The organism is Paenibacillus filicis (assembly GCF_038070315.1).
GTDB classification, from domain to species: Bacteria; Bacillota; Bacilli; order Paenibacillales; family NBRC-103111; genus Paenibacillus_G; species Paenibacillus_G filicis.
The window spans coordinates 41,218-57,301 of record NZ_JBBPCC010000013.1; the positions used below are offsets into that span (position 1 = coordinate 41,218).

Sequence of the window (16,084 nt, forward strand, 5' to 3'; positions counted from 1 at the left end):
GAAGTTCTGGCAGATTCCTCTTTGCAGTAAGTATTGACATCCCCTCGATTGTATTGTAAAAATGTAGTAATACAATTTTATACAAATTTGCAATGATGAAGAGAGTAAGCATAACGAATACTCCAGAGAGCTGATGATTGGTGCGAATCAGTGTAGGGATTATGCCGAAGTGGGCTTCTGAGCATCCAAACCGAAAACTCGTTGAGTAGGCTTTGGCGAAAGTCTCGTCGTTACAAGAGACGCGTATTCAAACATTTTGCATGTTTCGATACGTCAAAGTGAGTCCGATTCATATTCGGGCTAATTAAGGTGGTATCACGGGGTCTTCTCGTCCTTTCAAGGATGAGAGCACCCCTTTTTTATTTATCTTGAGGAGGGATTGCATGAATCATGAAATTGTATTAACGGGAATTAAGCCTACGGGTAAAGTCCATGTAGGAAATTACATCGCGGCAATAAAACCCGCACTTCAATTCGCAAAAGGTAGTAATTGTACCGCGCTCTACTTTATTGCCGACTACCACGGATTAACATTCATTCAGAACAGGGATGAGTTTAACGATCTGTCTTACGGTATTGCGGCAACGTGGCTGGCATTAGGACTTGACCCGGACAAAGTAGTTTTCTATAGACAATCGGATGTTCCAGAGATATTCGAGCTGAGCTGGATACTTTCATGTCTGACTTCCAAGGGATTAATGAATCGTGCCCATGCATATAAAGCAGTTCTTGATAAAAATGAACAATTGGGCGTGGATATGGATACTGGTGTTAATATGGGCTTATTCACATACCCAATTTTGATGGCAGCGGACATTTTGCTGTTTCAATCCGACAAAGTGCCCGTTGGTAAGGACCAAGTACAGCATGTTGAGATTGCAAGAGATATTGCTGAAGGATTCAACAGGAATTATGGAGAAACCTTCAAGTTACCTAATTATATCGTAGATGATAATACGGCAGTAATTCCTGGTCTCGATGGCAGAAAAATGAGTAAAAGTTATAGCAATACGATACCGCTTTTCGAAACAGCTGATGACCTTAAGAAGCTGATAAATAAAATCAAAACAGACTCTACTCCTCCTCATGAACCTAAAGACCCTGATACGTCTACTATCTTCTTACTATATAAAGAATTTGCGACGCCCGGACAAGTCCAAGATCTAAGGAATAAATTTCTGAATGGTATTAGTTGGGGAGAAGCCAAGCAGGAACTGTTTCAGGTCGTAAATGCATTTTTGGAAGAACCACGCAAAAAATATAATCACTTCATGTCATCACCAGACAAAATTGACATGATCCTTTATGAAGGAGCTAAGAAGGCAAGAACCATGGCTGCGCCATTACTTGAGGAGGTCAAACATAAAATTGGGCGTTACAAATAAAAGCCTTCGGATTATATTGAAGAAAAATGACCGGGTAAACTAAAGCCTTCCCGGTCATTTTGTTTAGCAAACTAAGCTTCCTAAACATGATGGAAATAATCGGTATTTATATTTCAATTTGAACTGGTCAGGCAATCGATTAAATATGTAATGGTATTCCACAGTTGCTCCTTTATTCAATCTCGCCTAAATAAATTGGACGTTGTTTTTCATTTCCCTCATGTTGAACGATTAATTCCCTTAGGGTCACTGGAAATAAAGGTTGGCTTTTCAGTTCTTCTAATGGAATCCATTCAATACCTATTTGGTCATCATCAAGCGAAGTCCCCATTGAATCTATGATTTCAGAATGTGTACGAGCATCAATTTTACAGGAGAACATAAACTCTACACGATGAATGCCTTCATCTCTAAAACATTCACGAATGTACGCGAGTTCCCCAACTTCTACTTCTAATCCTACCTCTTCCATACATTCTCTTCTTAATGTCTGATGAAGATTTTCACCTGCATGTTGCCCTCCGCCTGGCAATAAATAAAATATACCTTCACTATCTTCAAGTTTCGTAACCAATAGCTTATTCTCATGAATGATTATTGCTTTTGCTGAATTTCTGATAACCACTTAGCTGTACCTCCTGCTCTCAGGTCTAAAGGGATGGACGAGGCTCAAGTAAAAAACATATTTTGGGTTACTTTCGTGGATGAGATACTCTTGATCATCAAAGAAGACGGGTGCATTCCCGCCGATCCAGCCTGCACGATGTTCGTTCGATAGGGCCGATCCCGCATAATAAAGAAATACAATCTGTTGCCTCAATTAACATCTTCATTTGCTTTTCATTAGGCATTGGACAACTCTCCCTCAAGAAACTTTATGAGGTGCAATTCAGGCTGCGCGAGGAACTCTGTAAAGCAGCATAAGTCAGCATAGACTTGGTGCTCCATGTCATAACAGCCTATCAGACCTTTTTTCTTCGGATTCCAAACCAGCTGCAGGCCAGAGTAATTGTGGATATCGGCTGAAAGACGCAGCAGCTTCTGCCTACCCACTTTCATCTCAATCGTATCGGTCAATGTGAAAAAGTCGATATACCCGATTTCATATTCATTTTGCTCCAGCTCAAGGCGCAAGTTGTCTTCTGTAAGAAAGCTGACCAGTTCATCAGTTAATTTATACCGTTTAAGCTCAACCTTTTTGTTTGCCAAATTATGAAAGTCAACCGGTTCCAGCGATCTCAAATAGTCAGCTAAGACCGTATGCTTATTGCTGACCGCAATCGTATACGGCCGCTCGCCATCTTTTTCCGCCAAAGTAACGTCCGCTCCGTGTTCAATCAAAAATTTGACCATGCCCATAGCACCGATACGTGCAGCCACGGTTAACGGAGTTGCTCGATAAGGATAGACCATATCCGGCTGATTATAATTGATGTCTACCCCTTGATCGAGCAAATACGTGAGTGTCTTATAGTCATGATCCGATACGGCTTGACGCAATACGGCACCACCATGCGGCTTGATATCTAATCCCAGCGCATGAATAAGCGGAATATTGTTTTTGTTGCCGTAGTATGCCTGTGAATATGCACCCGACCCTGTTTGATTGAGCTTATCCATCTCGGCTCCTTGCGCTGCAATGTAGCGAACGATGTCCTCCTTGCAATAGCGGACAGCTCGCAAAAAAGCTGGATTATGTCGGACATTCAGGTTGACGCCGTGCTCTACCAGCAGCTTGACAACGTCCATTTGCTGCGATATAAGTGCCAGATCCAACGGACTAACTGTGATATATTTGCTAAGAACGATACCTTCCTCAATATCCCAGCCTGATTCGATTGCAGCGTGTAAAGCCGAAATATTTCCTTCGTAAATATGCATCCCGCATTCCGGCAATTCCTTGAATCTCCCGATATCTTTCAGGACGATCATCCGCACCACTCCTGCTTCAAAGTCTTATGAAGTCGTTTCGCACCCTTTCGACAAGAGCCATTGCTTCATAACAGCAAACGCCTGTTGGGCATCCTGTTCATAGAAGATCGCTACCTCTTGTTGATAGGCATAATTCAATCGTACATAGCCACCCAGTTGCCGGTAGAACAGGAAGCAGACATGGGGCGTCTCAATGGACATATCCGGCGGAAAATCCGCTTGGCACACTCCGGCCAATTCCGGCAGCGAAAGCTGGTCCTGCCCTGGAGGAAAACGCAAAAAGAGATGGCTCCGATTGCCCGTCCACGGTTCATAATAGACGGCTTCCTCCTGGCTGCTTCCATACACCTGACCGTATATGTCGTCCAGCACCAAGGCGTACAGCCCTTCGTCTTCCTGCTCCCGTGCCTGCAGCGAAATGGCCTTGATGTGCTCCGCATGCCGAGGAAGCCAGAGCAGCCCAGCCGTCTGGGGATGTACCGCCAGAAAGTCACCGTCCACCGTCGTGCCTATAGCGATACACTCGCCGATCTGCTCTTCACGAATGGGACTGTCTTCGTCGTACTCCCACAACCCATAATCGGCAAAAGGTTTTAGTACCTCCGGATCAGGCAATTGGACATTCATCCATCCTCTGTAAGTCCCTTCGCCGAATCGCCGTAAAAACCGGAGGTAGCCTTGTGGATAAATAGCGGCGTCTTCCTTCCCAAGCACTTGGTTTTGGATCTCAGACAGCGGATTTTGCCGAGATACGATGTACATGAATACTCCCCCTGTCTTTCAATTCACTGATAAATGTTAATATGGACATACATGAGGCAGGTCTCAGCATAAACTTCGTCTGTTTTTATTGATTTACTTATCAATAATTTCCCAGTTTAGCTTACTAGTTGTGCAATGTTTCATACGATGCCTGAGCATGCTCGATGGTGTCCGTTACAGCTCCTTTCCGCTGTTCCTCATAAACGGTGATCATCGGTCAACACTCCTTTTCCAATTTGTAATTTGCCGTTTCCAGTACCCGTTCATGAGCACATTTCAATCAGTAATCGCGAGCTGCATCGAACCAGCATTGAGCCATCTCCTCCGTTATAGGCTGACCAATCAGATGATCGGACTGGCTGAGTTGCCATACAGCTTCGCCAAGGTCTTCTCTTTCGGTAGTTTCGATGCCTTTGAGGGTATTGAAGCGCACGGTGAAAGTGGTAATGGCTGCCTCGGCGTCGCCAAAGCTGCGGGCCTGGGCCAAGCTTGCCTGGGCCACGTTGTAAGCTTCGTTAGCCAGCTTGGCCAGACGTTTAGGCCAGGACGAGAAAGGTCGGCCAAATTCAGTCAGCCACCACTCCGGTTTTCGCAATTGGCTCACTGAAGCATGACCGGTCCACGGGCGGGTTTGAGCGCGTGCTTTCATTTGCTGCCTTAGGCGCTTGCCCACCGTCTCTTCCACATTGTAGGCAATAAATCTATCCAGCAACGGCCACGTGTCCAAGGAGGGCAAGTCCGCCAAATCAGGCATGAAGCGCAGCTCCAGATTCGTTAACCGGGCATGACAAGCCAACGAGTCCAGGTCGCAGAAGTTCCCCCACAAACTCAGTGAGTCAAGGTTAGGAAACCGGTCTAGACAGCCGAGCGAGATGGGCTGTCCCAGCGGCGCGTTTTGCAGCATCAGGCTCGTCACTTGGTGCAATTCACCGAGCTCAGGCAGCATGAAAGGAGGATCATTCTTGCGTCGGCTGGTGCGCGGCGCTAGTGTCAGAGAAGACGGCATATCGCCAGTGGCCAAGAAGCGTGATAGATCGCCGGACACGTTCAGGCGGGAATGTCCCTTCGGAAGCCTCAGGCTCAGGCGCCCTCCGGGCTGGCCTAGCTCGATATGCAAGCCATACACAATGGACTGGCTGGCGTCAACCACCGTATCGGCAGACAGGACCGGAGACCAAGTCATCTCTTCAATGGGACGTTTCTGTGCCCAGTCCAAGAAGCCCGCGTCACTGCCTGAATAATATAGAAATCGCGGCCAGGGCGAACCTGCCGGCGTAGCAAAGATATCGAATACGTTCCAATCGATGCGCGCGTCTGGCGCGACGTGAAGGTCCGCCTTTTTCCCCAATGACGATGGTCCAATAGATAGACTGCCCACACCGGGCTGAATGACAAGCGTGTGGCTGCGAGGTCCTGTCAGATCGATGGGATAACGACCAGCTTCTCTAACGGAACCAGCAGAAGGACGAGCCTGGTTATCTTGTGACATTTCTGTCCTCCCCCTATCAGGTCATTTTGTTAAATGCATGAAGCTATATCAAATGCTCCATTTTTGAAAACCCAGCTTGAATAAGGATTCTTGTATTTCTTGATCTAGTTTGCTTTTGGAGGTGGCGAATTCAAATTCGGTTAATGCACTTGGAAGCTTTTGATGGATAAAGGAATCAAAATCGATGGCTGTTTTAAAAATGCGGAGCTTACGCAGCGCAGGCAACTGCTCCATGTTCAACAAACGAGTCAAGCCTTTACAATTAAAAATAGATAGCTCCTCCAGCGCGTTCATCTCCCGGTCAAATCCGATTTCTTGCAGTTGAATTTGATCCTCGATCGCGAGCCTCGTTAGCGCTTTAAATGCTGTAATATTGCTCAGGTCATGGAAACCACGGACCCTAACGATCTCCAGGTCGTCGATTTCATTCTCTTCGATTTCCTGAATATGTTCTCGGCCTCCAAGAAGAATGCGAAGGTGCTTCAATTTGTTCAATTGGTTAACAAAATGCAAGGGTAATTTGCTAATCGAATGCAGCGCGAGGTAATTCAAGTCTTGCAGATGGCCTACCGCATCCAGGTTTTTCACCTTACCCCCAACATGTAATTGTTCTAGATGAGAGAACTCTTTAACATATAGCAAGTTGAGGAGCTTTTTTTCCGAAATAATCGATAAATTTCTTAGAGATCGCAGAGAGTCTATTCCCAATATATCCGAATTCTCCAGCTCATATATGCCCAGGTGCAAACTGTGCAAGTGTTCGAGCATAGCCAATGTATCGGTGTTATGTGCCTGGGTGAGACTATTGAGATGCAGCATTTTGACATGGGGAATCCGCAAAAGCGTGCGACCATCAAAGGAGAGAGAATAATGCCCGTAGAAACGTACTCCGAAATTTTCATCCAAGCGCGCGCAAAGCTCATCGACTTCCTCCAAGATAGAGCCATAAAAATCCGGGTGGGAGAACTGGACAATTACTTGGTTACCGTCGTGCAAATCCTGCTTGATCTGTACCGGGTCAAGCGCAACAGGATTATTGATCAGAATCTTTCTTTTCCATTGCTTGCGCATTCGCAAACCTCCTATTTGCCCGAAAGCTAAAATCAAAAACGCCCTGCTTGTTATTCGTGACAAGCTTACATGGCTTAAATGCGAATGCCCCTATTCCGCCGCTTCCGCCAGCCATGCTTGCATAGCCGGAGACTCTGCTCGGTTCAAACGCAGGGCGATTTCGGTATTCATCTCATCCGGCGGCATGACTTCGACAAGGACGCATACAGACGTTCGCGGTTGATTCAAGGCAAATAAGCCTCCCTCATCAAGCATGTTCATCGCCAGTTCCATGGCCTTCAGCCTGAACTCAAGCTCGCGATTCCTTTCGTCAGCTTCAAGCTCTGTAAGGGAAGGCAGCTCCTCAAACAATTGTTTAACGTTATCAAAGTTCTCATCCCTGAAGCAACAATAGGGCGAATCGGCATAGGACCACTTGATGAGCTCCGCAATCGTTGATCCTGGCGTATCGCTTTCGTCTCCTTGCCTGGCCGCTTCCCTCTCCAAGGCCTCCCATGACCAGGCAGAGATGCTCGGCGCATGTCCCTCTTCAGTAGTAAATAGCGTGCAGTAATAGTAACTCTCGCCATTTTCAAAAAGAGCGTGAAAAGTCGTCCTGGCCGCACTCGCAATCTCTGCCGCCAGCGCCTCGATTTCTTGCGTCGGATTCATAACCATTGCCCCCTTTCCGTTTTAAATTTCGGATTCAGCACTATGGATCCCCCTCCATATGCATCTACAAATGATAAGGTGGAGCTTTTTCTGCTGCGATGTTGTCCGGATGAGCTTCCGTTGGCTCATAGTCATGCATGCGGAGAAGGATATACTCAAGTTCTTCTAATGGCATTTGCAATTGTCGGCTGACCTCGTAAAGCCCCATATTCTGCGCAAGTAGCGTCCTTGCTCGATTGATCTTTCCATCCAGCCAATTGTTTTCTAACATCCAATTTTTTACCCGGATCGATAATTGATCTTGTGATTCCTTATCTGCGTGCTTTTATATTTTGCAACAGACTCCGACAACAAAATGAATATCATACGGAAACTTCCATGCTTCTGCCAATTCCTCTAACGGCAACAGTTCATCTCTCAATTGACCGACGCACGTTCCATGTGTATCTAATGAGAAATCTAGCTTCATTTATGCCTCCTTGGACAAATTTCAAACAAAATAGTATACGAAAATGGATTGGCCTGGATCCTCTTTAAAATTCATATTTCACAAATCGATTTTTTAACGTTTCTTCGTAAGGGATCCACTCCGAATCGCTCCATAGAGACATTCCTACGAGCTCCGACAGCTTATCTACGGCTTGTTCTGGGCTAGTTATCCTTAAAAGATTGTCAAGATCGTCCTTATTGATATCCAACGCTTCTACCAGGTAATCATCATTAAGACATTCCTCTTTGAGCTCATATTCATCCCTCGTCCACGGTCCGCAAAAGATTCTTTCGGCTTGAATCTCTCCGTCAGCAAAAATCGACAATTCGAATATTTCCTCATTCATATACCCGGCGGTCATTATTGGCTCTCCGATAAGCCCGGACAATGTTTTGCCGATCTTCTTCACCGTACCCCATACCAAATAATCATGGAGCACGCTGATCCATTTCTCGTTGCTTTTACTTACATACATGACAACTTTGCTCTCTTGAGCCTCATGTCTACCTAATACTTTCGCATGCCCTTCACTTAGCTCTCTTAGTGCATCGATAGTCTTCTCCAGGTTTTTCGACTTCATATGTAAATTTGCGAATGATCTTCCCACAAGATAACCTCCTAAAACTAAGGATGCTGTATGCTCACTACCCATCTATTGGCCCTATATACGATATACCTTATTTCCATTATAAAGATCTGTCGTACTGAATCCACCCACTTTTTACCTGAATTCTGGAAATATACGTGATTCATTCTCCAATAATAAAAGAGGGTGTCTCGTCATCTTAGGACTTGAGACACCCTCTTTTGAACTATTTCGCATTCGCTACAACATTATTGCCGTGACATGAGGTATGGGTTTCGCTCTCTCACTTTTCAGTAGCACCGTTGGAGGGAGGTTTGAAAACGAATCCTCTTATACCAGCCCGCCTTCATATCTCTCACCTGAATGTATGCATGATTTGCGAGTCGAACATACCGTATAGTTTTATTCTTTGAAGGTAACGGAATCGTCGCGGAAGATGAGCTGTAATGGTTCAAAAAGGGCATCTCGCCGAGACGCCCTTCCTGGATTGCGCGCTTATTTATACACTGCCCGCCCTCGGACTACAACGCTTGGATGATTCTCACCACGAACAGCACGGTCTCGCACGAGCCCGTGCTGTTGCCGATGACAATCAGTCCGATGCCGTACCGGCCGGTCAGCCGCAAGGAAAAAGCAGCATTCGGGCACGAATAAAGCTTCCACCCTGTTAAATATATTTCGACTTTATCCAGAAGTACATCCCCATTCCGGCAATGGTGAACATTCCTCCAATGAATTGAGATAAAGAGATTGATTCTCCCAAGATGATATACGCAAGAATGATGGCAAGAACAGGCTCCCCGATGACACCGACAGAAACAGTAGTCGCCCCGATAGATTTGAGCAACATGTTAAAAATAAAATGCCCAAATATTGTTGGAATCACAGCAAGTAGTAAGAAATAGGACCAATCCTTAAGATCATAATCTGTCAGAGAGAAATGATGGATTAAACTGTATACTAGCATGACGCTCCCACCGAGAAAGAAAACCATAACACTGTATAAATTAGCTGATATTTTATGGCTCACTTTTTGTCCGGCCAGCATATATGCGGATATTGCGATGGTTCCTAATAATGACAGCATATCACCGATTAACGCCTCTTTCGAAATTCCAATGTCTCCCCAAGCTATAATAAGTGAACCAACCACGGCTGCTATCATACAAAGAATCATGAGTATGGTAACCCGTTCTTTAAACAGAAAGTATGAGCCGATCATGACGAATAAAGGCTGCAAGGTCAAGATAACCATAGAACTGGCTACCGATGTATACGATAACGATTCCATCCAAAATAAAAAATGCAACCCCAGAAAAATCCCGGCTATAAAGATGATGCCCCACTCTTTTTTAGTCATTTTCAATGATTTGAGGGTTTTCCAAGACACAAAAGGCAGCATAATTAGCACGGTTATATATAACCTATACATCCCTGCAACAGAAGGAGGAGTATCTGAAGATTTTATCATGATGGAAGAGACGGCAACGGCGAGAATACTGATTGAAAGTAACATATACGGATGAATCGTCAGGAACGGTTTAATTAATTTCATGAATCGAATACTCCTTATTTATTTTGTCATCTCTCAGTGAAACTTGTATCTTCGGAACCACTAACAGTATATAATAATATCATCAAGTTTCATGAAAATGTGCAATAATATCCTTCATTTTTATAGAAATATCGTCATATAAAGGAATGAACCTTATATTGGAAAATACATTGCATGAGAAAAACCGTTATCCTGATATGTCATTTCCATACGCTATGTACACCATTACTCCTCTCGGCGTTACTCCAACGGGGAGAGGATTCAACGAATTACATTGGCATGAAGAACTTCAATTCACTTTGGTTACTGAAGGAAAAATCGTCATGCAAGTAAATGGTATGGATTATGAATTAGAATCGGGACAAGCCATATTTATGAACAAGGGAGTATTGCATATTACTTCAAAAGTTAAGCCTAACAGTCAATATGTCAGCTTCAATTTTCCCGAAAAAGCAATAGGTTTTTATTCGGATAGCAATATGGAAAAAAATTATGTATTTCCCTTTACCCATTCATTATTTTTGTCTCTAGTAATTAGAGAGGAGGTAGAATGGCAACGTCAAATATTAGAAATTCTTTGGGAGTTGAAAAAGAAATTTGAAATGAAATCATACTGGGGATGGGAATATGAGGTCTCCATTAAAACGGCACAGTTGTGGTTTACGATGATATCCAATATTACTCTTTCTTCGGAGGAATCACCTAAATACTTGAAACAACAGCAAGAGAGAATTCAATTGATGCTAAGTTATATCCATCAGAACTACGCAAATATCCTATCTCTACAAGAAATTGCAGAAGTCGCACATCTGAGTATCTCTGAGTGTGGTCGGAGCTTTAAGAAAACACTTCATACGACTCCTTATGACTATTTGATTAAATATCGAATTAAAAAAAGCACTGAATTGTTAAGGGATACAGAACATACAATATCCGAAATAGCCCGCATGGTCGGTTTCAATCATGTCAATCATTTCATTCAGTCCTTTAAAAAACATCATCAACAAACTCCCAAGGAATATCGCAGATTGCCCACTACTCCTTAACCGTTCGATAAGTCCAACCCAAACAGCCCCTCCACCGCCCGAAGGCGATAGAGAGGCTGTTTAATTTGGCATGCATCAGCGTTAAGCTTGTTGCTCCGCCGGCTGCAGCACTTCGTAGAAATCCGGGGAGCCGCTCAGCAGCCAATTCCGGTGCAGCACCGCCTGCTCATGCTGTTCAGGCTCGCTCAGCGGCCAGCCCATGCCGACGCCGATCGCATAATCCTTGGCCAGCATCAGGAAGCCTGCGGCCCAGTCTCTCGTGCCTTTGACCGTAGGAACCAGCGGATAATATTTATCGTACGCCGCACGAATCAGCGTATGGATGACTTCCTGCAGCAGCGATGGCATCTCGCCCTGCTTGACCTTCTCCGCGATATCCTCAGGGAATTCAGGCTCGTCATTGGACGCCCAGGCTTCATACTCCTCAGCCGTCAGATGACCCTGCTCCTTGGCTACCCAGAGCAGCATCCGGTTCAGCGCCGGCTTGAATACGGCCGGTACGGATACCGTCAGCTCCGGCTGCGGGTTGTCCAGATCGATGACGAACGACTCGCCGAAGTTGTTGAACTTGGCATTGCCGCGAATTCCCAGCCAGCGTAGCGCGAGCAGAGCATGAGTCCGCACCTTGCTGTCCAGCTCCTCGTTGCGGCATACCCGGCGAAGCAGCTTCTCGCTGCGGAGATCCGGCAGCATACAAAGCAAGCGAACACAAGACAGCGCATGATCCGGGTCTGTGATCCATTCCTGGGCGTTCTCATAGATGGTATCGACAGAGCCCGCTTCATGAATCCAATCCAGCTCGATACGGCGTCCCGCATATTCCTGCAGCGAGGCCATGCCGCGCTCGGCCAGCAGCTCTTCCCCATGCTCGGCTACCAGCGCCTCATAGGCTTTGCTCAGATCGGCATGAAGCTCCCTCAGCATCTCCTGATGGGAACCGACGTCCTTCAACTGGGAAACCGCATGCACCCATTCGCCCAACGCCCTCGGATTATGCTGCCACATCATCATGGCGAAAGTAATCAAGTCGGAATCGTAGCTCAGCTCCGGCTGCAAGGCAAATCGGGCCAGCATCGTCTGCACGTCGTACTCCTTGCGCATGAAGGTCAGCGCCAGGATCAATCCGTTCCAGGCATTCTCATTGCTCTTATTCTCCAAAATCGCGCGGTACAGGCAAAAAGCCGCGATGCCATATGATTCCGCTTGCAAATAGTGGCGACCCATAGCGCCGTAATCCGCTGTTTGATTCATGAACGGTTCAACCCCCAAGGTGGACAAGGATATAAAAGATATGGACAAGACATAGCCTAGTATACCTTATTCGGCTGGACTTGAAAAATATAGTTTTCGCTGCGCGGCTGGTACGGCTTCCTGCTACCCGGTTTTCTGGATCTACAGCCATTGTGCCACCGTGCTAACCCAGTAAGCCGCGGGAATAAAGATGACCTGAGCCAGCAGCGTACCGGCAAGCCTGGAAATCATCAGCATACCGAAAATTCTGCCCAGCTTCCCCCGTTCCTCCGGTCTTGCGATAGCCTTATCCGTGATCAGGGCGAGCCTCGGATCCACGAAGATGGTCAGCAGAATCGTCGCCACGCCATTGATCAGTCCCGAAGATTGGGAAGCCGTCAGGCTAACCGCCGGTACGAGATATGCCGCATATAGCGCCGACAGCACGCCGACTGTATAGACGGACGTCACGACCATGTTGATCAGCAGCAGTCGCTTGGGAATGCCGTAGTAACGCAGACTATGCAGCATAGCCAGCCTGGGCTTGCGGACATGATGCGCCGCATGCTTCAGCTTGTCCACCGTCACGCTCGTGATGAGCCGCGGGATCGAGCCCTCGATTTCCAGATGGACGATCACCCGGGCGAAGAGAAAGACGAACGTGGGGAACAGCAGAATCGCAAGCAGCGTCCCGACGGACGAGGCGCCCAGAATATAGCGGAAATACAGGTCCAGTGGGAAGGCGGCGTCCTGCTTGGCCTGGTCGATCAAATTGGCCGTCAACGGAGCCTGGATCATATTCGCCGTGCGGGACACCAGCACGACGATGCCGGTCAGTGACAAAGCCACCGCCAGCTTGCCTGCCCGGACCCCTGCCAGACGAATGGCATAGGACAACGTCTCCGCCGTATGAATCGCCAAGGTCAACAGGCACACCATAAGCAGTGTATCGAGCACAACACGTCCCTCCAAGCTTCAAGCTTTCGTGGGCTTGGGATCGGCAGGATAGCTGCGGTATCCGCTCCATCCTAAGGTCCGGCAGCACCTGTGACCTGCCTTCATTACGTGCTAATCCCGCCTCTACAGCCACTATACTCCAAGTTGGATCAAATTGTAAATCGCTTCTCCTCAAGTTTCTCAGAATCCCAAACCGTACTCAAGCAGCGATTTGGAATCCGTCCACACCTCGGTCTGGGTCGAATGCAGAACCACGGAAATAATCTCTTCCCTCCCTTGTCTGGCGGATGCGACCAGACAATATCCCGCTTGATCGGTAAACCCTGTTTTGATGCCGTTGACCCCTTGCATATAAAAGCCGCTATCCGCCTGCAGCAGCAGATTGCGGTTGGCGTACCGGAATGTCTGTCCGCCCCCGCCCGCCGCCGTCATGACGGTCTTGCCGGAAGCACCGACAGTGGCCTTATACTCGTTCACCGCTACGATCTGCCGAAATTCGTCCATTTCCATCGCCTTCCGGGCGATGATGGCCAAGTCCCGGGCTGTGGAATAATGCTGGGGATCATGCAGGCCATTCGGATTGACGAAATGCGAATGCTTGGCCCCAAGCTTCGCGGCCTTGCTATTCATCAATCCCGCGAAGCAGTCCAGCGCCTGGGCGGAAGTCTGCTTGCTGCCGCAGGCTTTACGGCCCACAAACACGGCTATCGTGCGCGCAGCATCATTGCCGGAAGGCAGCAGCATAGCCGCCAGCAGGTCCCGCATCGTCAGCCGCTGGCCTGCCCGCAAGCCTGCGCTAGCTTCGTCCGGTTCGCGCAGATTCACCTCATCGCCGACCACGACCGGCTCATCTGGCTTGGCCTGCTCCAGGGCGATCAGCGCCGTCAGTATCTTGGTCGTACTTGCCGGATACATACGTTCGTTTTCATGCTTGGCATACAGCGTTTCACCTGTACCTGCGTTGATGACCAGCCCGGCCTGTCCTTTGATCTGAGGACCGGAAAGCGGATTAGCTGTCTGGCGAGCTGCCTCCCAAACCGATACGGCATATGGCCTGATCTGGTCTGCATGCTGCCAGCATACAGCCAGAACGATTCCGAATAAGGCCAGCACGGCCACATGGACTCTCTTGAGCGACATCTGTCCTCATCCCTTCCTTCTTGGGTTTTGCATACTTCCTCCAGTATGACGGCCAAATCTGTATAATCCGCTAAGAAATAATTACGAATTTCTAACAGAGCCACTCTAGAGCGACAAAAAAAGCAGACGCAACTTGCGCCTGCTTTCTCCTATGCCTTCCTGCTTTCTCCTATGCCTTCCTGCTTCCTCCTGCTTTGGACCGGACAGACCCTTCGAGCCGGCCATCCCTGCTTATACTGAGATGAGCTCGTAACGTCCATCCTCCAGGCGGAGCTGTCCGGACTTTCCACCCTCGACGGTCACCCTCGTTCTGGCTATTACGGGAATTGACCCATCTGGAAACCAAGAACGCGTATGTTTCACGACAATAAATAACCCCTCTGCGTCGCCGATCGGGGCAAATTGCTGCCCGTCCCCGCCCCAGCGCTGAAAACCAAATGCCTCCTGAATGTCCGCAGCGGCACCCGGCACCTCACGGACGGGGAGCCCAATTTCACTGATACGAAGCAAATGCCCGGTATCAAAGGGCTCTTCCGTTGCCGTATCCAAGGAATGGTGAGCGATAAATTCGATCAGATTCCCATCCGGATCGTGGAAGTATACAGCCGTAGCATCCCAGGCTGGGAAAGAAAACTCATCTTGGCCTTCTGGATTGGAAAATAAGGTGATCCCTCTCCCGACTGCCCACCGCTTGGCCTCAGACAATTGATTGGTCGGGATCGTAAAAGCGATATGGTAGAACGGAGCTGCCGACGCTTCTATCTCATGAAAGGAGAGAATCGTTTCCCCCGCACGCAGCGAAAGCTGCCCGTGGCCCCGTTCCGCCACCTCTAACCCCAGCCGATTGACGTAAAAAGCTTGAATGGCATCCAACTGGTTCGTGCCGAGCACAATCTCCTTGATTTTCATTGAGGATCATCCTTTCCGTTGGTTATCTGAGCGAATCCACTTTCCAAGCTCAATCCATAGGCTTTAAGGAAGCTTAACCGCCTGAATGTATACCGATTCGCCGGCAAAGCTCACAAGCGAGCCTGATTCATCGGTCTCTATAGAGAAAAAGCGATACACGTCCGGTGACGTCTGCAGCAGCTTCGTCTCCAGCAGAGCGGTGTCCTCTGGGGAAACTCCGCCACGCTGGCACCAGCTTTGGAACTGAAACGCTTTGCGGAACCGTTTCACGAGCTCGATCCTCAAGCCGGAGAGTTCAAGCACTCGGATCCATTCGGATTTTTTCCAGGCGCGGACATGACTCGGATCTCTTAGCTTTTCCACGTCGTTATAAAAGATATCCAGCTCATCCGCTTCAGGCGCAACATTATCGATCAGCAGCAGCTTGCCTCCCGGCTTCAGGACACGGAAGGCTTCGGAGACAAACTTGGGAACATCGGGAAAGTGATGCGCCGCAATCCGGCAGGTCACCCGGTCGAAGGTCTCGTCCGCGAATGGGAGCTGCTCGGCATCTCCTTCGGTGAAGACGACATTATCATGGCCATTGCCCCGTATAAAGTTCTCCGCGGCTTGAAGCATATCTCGAGTCAAATCATAAGCTGTCACCTGGGCAGCAAGAGGAGCCAGCGCATTGGCTACATGCCCGCCGCCCGTCGCGATGTCCAGAACCGTCATGCTTCCTTCTACCTCTGATGAAGCAACCAGAAATGCCAAATCATCACCCTTTGCATGCCAGGCATTTTTCACGTAATTCTCAGGATTTTTGGAAAATTGCTTCTGTACGGATTCCTTGATGAATTCATTCATGGTATGTCTCCTCCTAGTCTTATACACCATTTTTG

At 47.9% G+C, this 16,084-nt stretch carries 16 protein-coding genes and 1 other annotated feature; of the genes, 2 read left to right on the top strand and 14 right to left on the bottom strand.

The genetic code is table 11. From position 1 onward, the window contains the following. The first annotated feature begins 83 nt into the window (after positions 1-83). Positions 84-339 (top strand) — a binding site (T-box leader). Between the two features lie 44 nt (positions 340-383). Next, positions 384-1,385, top strand: a complete 1,002-nt coding sequence (locus WMW72_RS19550) for a tryptophan--tRNA ligase (protein WP_341417230.1) — start codon at positions 384-386, stop codon at positions 1,383-1,385. Between the two features lie 172 nt (positions 1,386-1,557). On the opposite strand, the gene WMW72_RS19555 is transcribed toward WMW72_RS19550, so the two are convergent. The 9 genes from WMW72_RS19555 to WMW72_RS19595 all read right to left on the bottom strand — a co-directional run bounded on the left by WMW72_RS19555 (position 1,558) and on the right by WMW72_RS19595 (position 9,921). Next, on the bottom strand, positions 1,558-2,010 hold the full coding sequence (locus WMW72_RS19555) for an NUDIX domain-containing protein (RefSeq protein WP_341417231.1): 453 nt from the start codon (positions 2,008-2,010) through the stop codon (positions 1,558-1,560). A 218-nt stretch (positions 2,011-2,228) separates the two neighbouring features. Further along, a complete protein-coding gene (locus tag WMW72_RS19560; RefSeq protein WP_341417232.1) occupies positions 2,229-3,317 on the bottom strand; it encodes an ankyrin repeat domain-containing protein in 1,089 nt (362 codons plus the stop codon). Between the two features lie 24 nt (positions 3,318-3,341). After that, positions 3,342-4,079, bottom strand: coding sequence for a hypothetical protein (locus WMW72_RS19565; protein WP_341417233.1), 738 nt, complete (start codon positions 4,077-4,079; stop codon positions 3,342-3,344). 280 nt (positions 4,080-4,359) lie between these two features. Continuing rightward, positions 4,360-5,568: a hypothetical protein gene (locus WMW72_RS19570; protein WP_341417234.1), complete on the bottom strand. Its 1,209-nt coding sequence runs from the start codon at positions 5,566-5,568 to the stop codon at positions 4,360-4,362. A 48-nt stretch (positions 5,569-5,616) separates the two neighbouring features. After that, positions 5,617-6,639, bottom strand: coding sequence for a hypothetical protein (locus WMW72_RS19575; RefSeq protein WP_341417235.1), 1,023 nt, complete (start codon positions 6,637-6,639; stop codon positions 5,617-5,619). Positions 6,640-6,729: 90 nt separating this feature from the next. Then, complete coding sequence (locus WMW72_RS19580) at positions 6,730-7,290, bottom strand: DUF4303 domain-containing protein (protein ID WP_341417236.1); 561 nt, start codon at positions 7,288-7,290, stop codon at positions 6,730-6,732. Between the two features lie 64 nt (positions 7,291-7,354). Next, positions 7,355-7,561, bottom strand: coding sequence for a hypothetical protein (locus WMW72_RS19585; RefSeq protein WP_341417237.1), 207 nt, complete (start codon positions 7,559-7,561; stop codon positions 7,355-7,357). Between the two features lie 262 nt (positions 7,562-7,823). Continuing rightward, positions 7,824-8,360 carry a hypothetical protein gene (locus WMW72_RS19590; RefSeq protein ID WP_341417238.1) on the bottom strand — a complete coding sequence of 179 codons (537 nt, stop codon included), beginning with the start codon at positions 8,358-8,360 and terminating at the stop codon, positions 7,824-7,826. Positions 8,361-9,033: 673 nt separating this feature from the next. Further along, a complete protein-coding gene (locus WMW72_RS19595) occupies positions 9,034-9,921 on the bottom strand; it encodes a DMT family transporter (RefSeq protein ID WP_341417239.1) in 888 nt (295 codons plus the stop codon). A 158-nt stretch (positions 9,922-10,079) separates the two neighbouring features. On the opposite strand from WMW72_RS19595, the gene WMW72_RS19600 reads away from it, so the two are divergent. Beyond that, positions 10,080-10,967, top strand: a complete 888-nt coding sequence (locus WMW72_RS19600; RefSeq protein WP_341417240.1) for an AraC family transcriptional regulator — start codon at positions 10,080-10,082, stop codon at positions 10,965-10,967. Positions 10,968-11,048: 81 nt separating this feature from the next. Here WMW72_RS19600 and WMW72_RS19605 read toward each other — a convergent pair whose 3' ends face one another. The 5 genes from WMW72_RS19605 to WMW72_RS19625 form a co-directional block, all read right to left on the bottom strand. Continuing rightward, positions 11,049-12,218: a HEAT repeat domain-containing protein gene (locus WMW72_RS19605; RefSeq protein WP_341417241.1), complete on the bottom strand. Its 1,170-nt coding sequence runs from the start codon at positions 12,216-12,218 to the stop codon at positions 11,049-11,051. A gap of 141 nt (positions 12,219-12,359) precedes the next feature. Then, positions 12,360-13,154, bottom strand: coding sequence for a lipid II flippase Amj family protein (locus WMW72_RS19610; protein WP_341417242.1), 795 nt, complete (start codon positions 13,152-13,154; stop codon positions 12,360-12,362). A gap of 180 nt (positions 13,155-13,334) precedes the next feature. Further along, on the bottom strand, positions 13,335-14,294 hold the full coding sequence (locus WMW72_RS19615) for a D-alanyl-D-alanine carboxypeptidase family protein (protein ID WP_341417243.1): 960 nt from the start codon (positions 14,292-14,294) through the stop codon (positions 13,335-13,337). A gap of 231 nt (positions 14,295-14,525) precedes the next feature. Beyond that, positions 14,526-15,203, bottom strand: a complete 678-nt coding sequence (locus WMW72_RS19620) for a VOC family protein (RefSeq protein ID WP_341417244.1) — start codon at positions 15,201-15,203, stop codon at positions 14,526-14,528. 63 nt (positions 15,204-15,266) lie between these two features. Further along, positions 15,267-16,079 (bottom strand): class I SAM-dependent methyltransferase, encoded by an 813-nt coding sequence (locus tag WMW72_RS19625; protein WP_341417245.1) that lies wholly within the window; start codon positions 16,077-16,079, stop codon positions 15,267-15,269. Positions 16,080-16,084: the final 5 nt, after the last annotated feature.

Excerpts from the sequence above, each read along its gene's own strand:
- WMW72_RS19550 (WP_341417230.1), top strand. The coding sequence starts at position 384 with ATGAATCATGAAATTGTATTAACGGGAATTAAGCCTACGGGTAAAGTC.
- WMW72_RS19560 (WP_341417232.1), bottom strand. The coding sequence starts at position 3,317 with ATGATCGTCCTGAAAGATATCGGGAGATTCAAGGAATTGCCGGAATGC.
- WMW72_RS19565 (WP_341417233.1), bottom strand. The coding sequence starts at position 4,079 with ATGTACATCGTATCTCGGCAAAATCCGCTGTCTGAGATCCAAAACCAA.
- WMW72_RS19570 (WP_341417234.1), bottom strand. The coding sequence starts at position 5,568 with ATGTCACAAGATAACCAGGCTCGTCCTTCTGCTGGTTCCGTTAGAGAA.
- WMW72_RS19575 (WP_341417235.1), bottom strand. The coding sequence starts at position 6,639 with ATGCGCAAGCAATGGAAAAGAAAGATTCTGATCAATAATCCTGTTGCG.
- WMW72_RS19580 (WP_341417236.1), bottom strand. The coding sequence starts at position 7,290 with ATGAATCCGACGCAAGAAATCGAGGCGCTGGCGGCAGAGATTGCGAGT.
- WMW72_RS19585 (WP_341417237.1), bottom strand. The coding sequence starts at position 7,561 with ATGTTAGAAAACAATTGGCTGGATGGAAAGATCAATCGAGCAAGGACG.
- WMW72_RS19590 (WP_341417238.1), bottom strand. The coding sequence starts at position 8,360 with ATGAAGTCGAAAAACCTGGAGAAGACTATCGATGCACTAAGAGAGCTA.
- WMW72_RS19595 (WP_341417239.1), bottom strand. The coding sequence starts at position 9,921 with ATGAAATTAATTAAACCGTTCCTGACGATTCATCCGTATATGTTACTT.
- WMW72_RS19605 (WP_341417241.1), bottom strand. The coding sequence starts at position 12,218 with ATGAATCAAACAGCGGATTACGGCGCTATGGGTCGCCACTATTTGCAA.
- WMW72_RS19615 (WP_341417243.1), bottom strand. The coding sequence starts at position 14,294 with ATGTCGCTCAAGAGAGTCCATGTGGCCGTGCTGGCCTTATTCGGAATC.
- WMW72_RS19620 (WP_341417244.1), bottom strand. The coding sequence starts at position 15,203 with ATGAAAATCAAGGAGATTGTGCTCGGCACGAACCAGTTGGATGCCATT.
- WMW72_RS19625 (WP_341417245.1), bottom strand. The coding sequence starts at position 16,079 with ATGGTGTATAAGACTAGGAGGAGACATACCATGAATGAATTCATCAAG.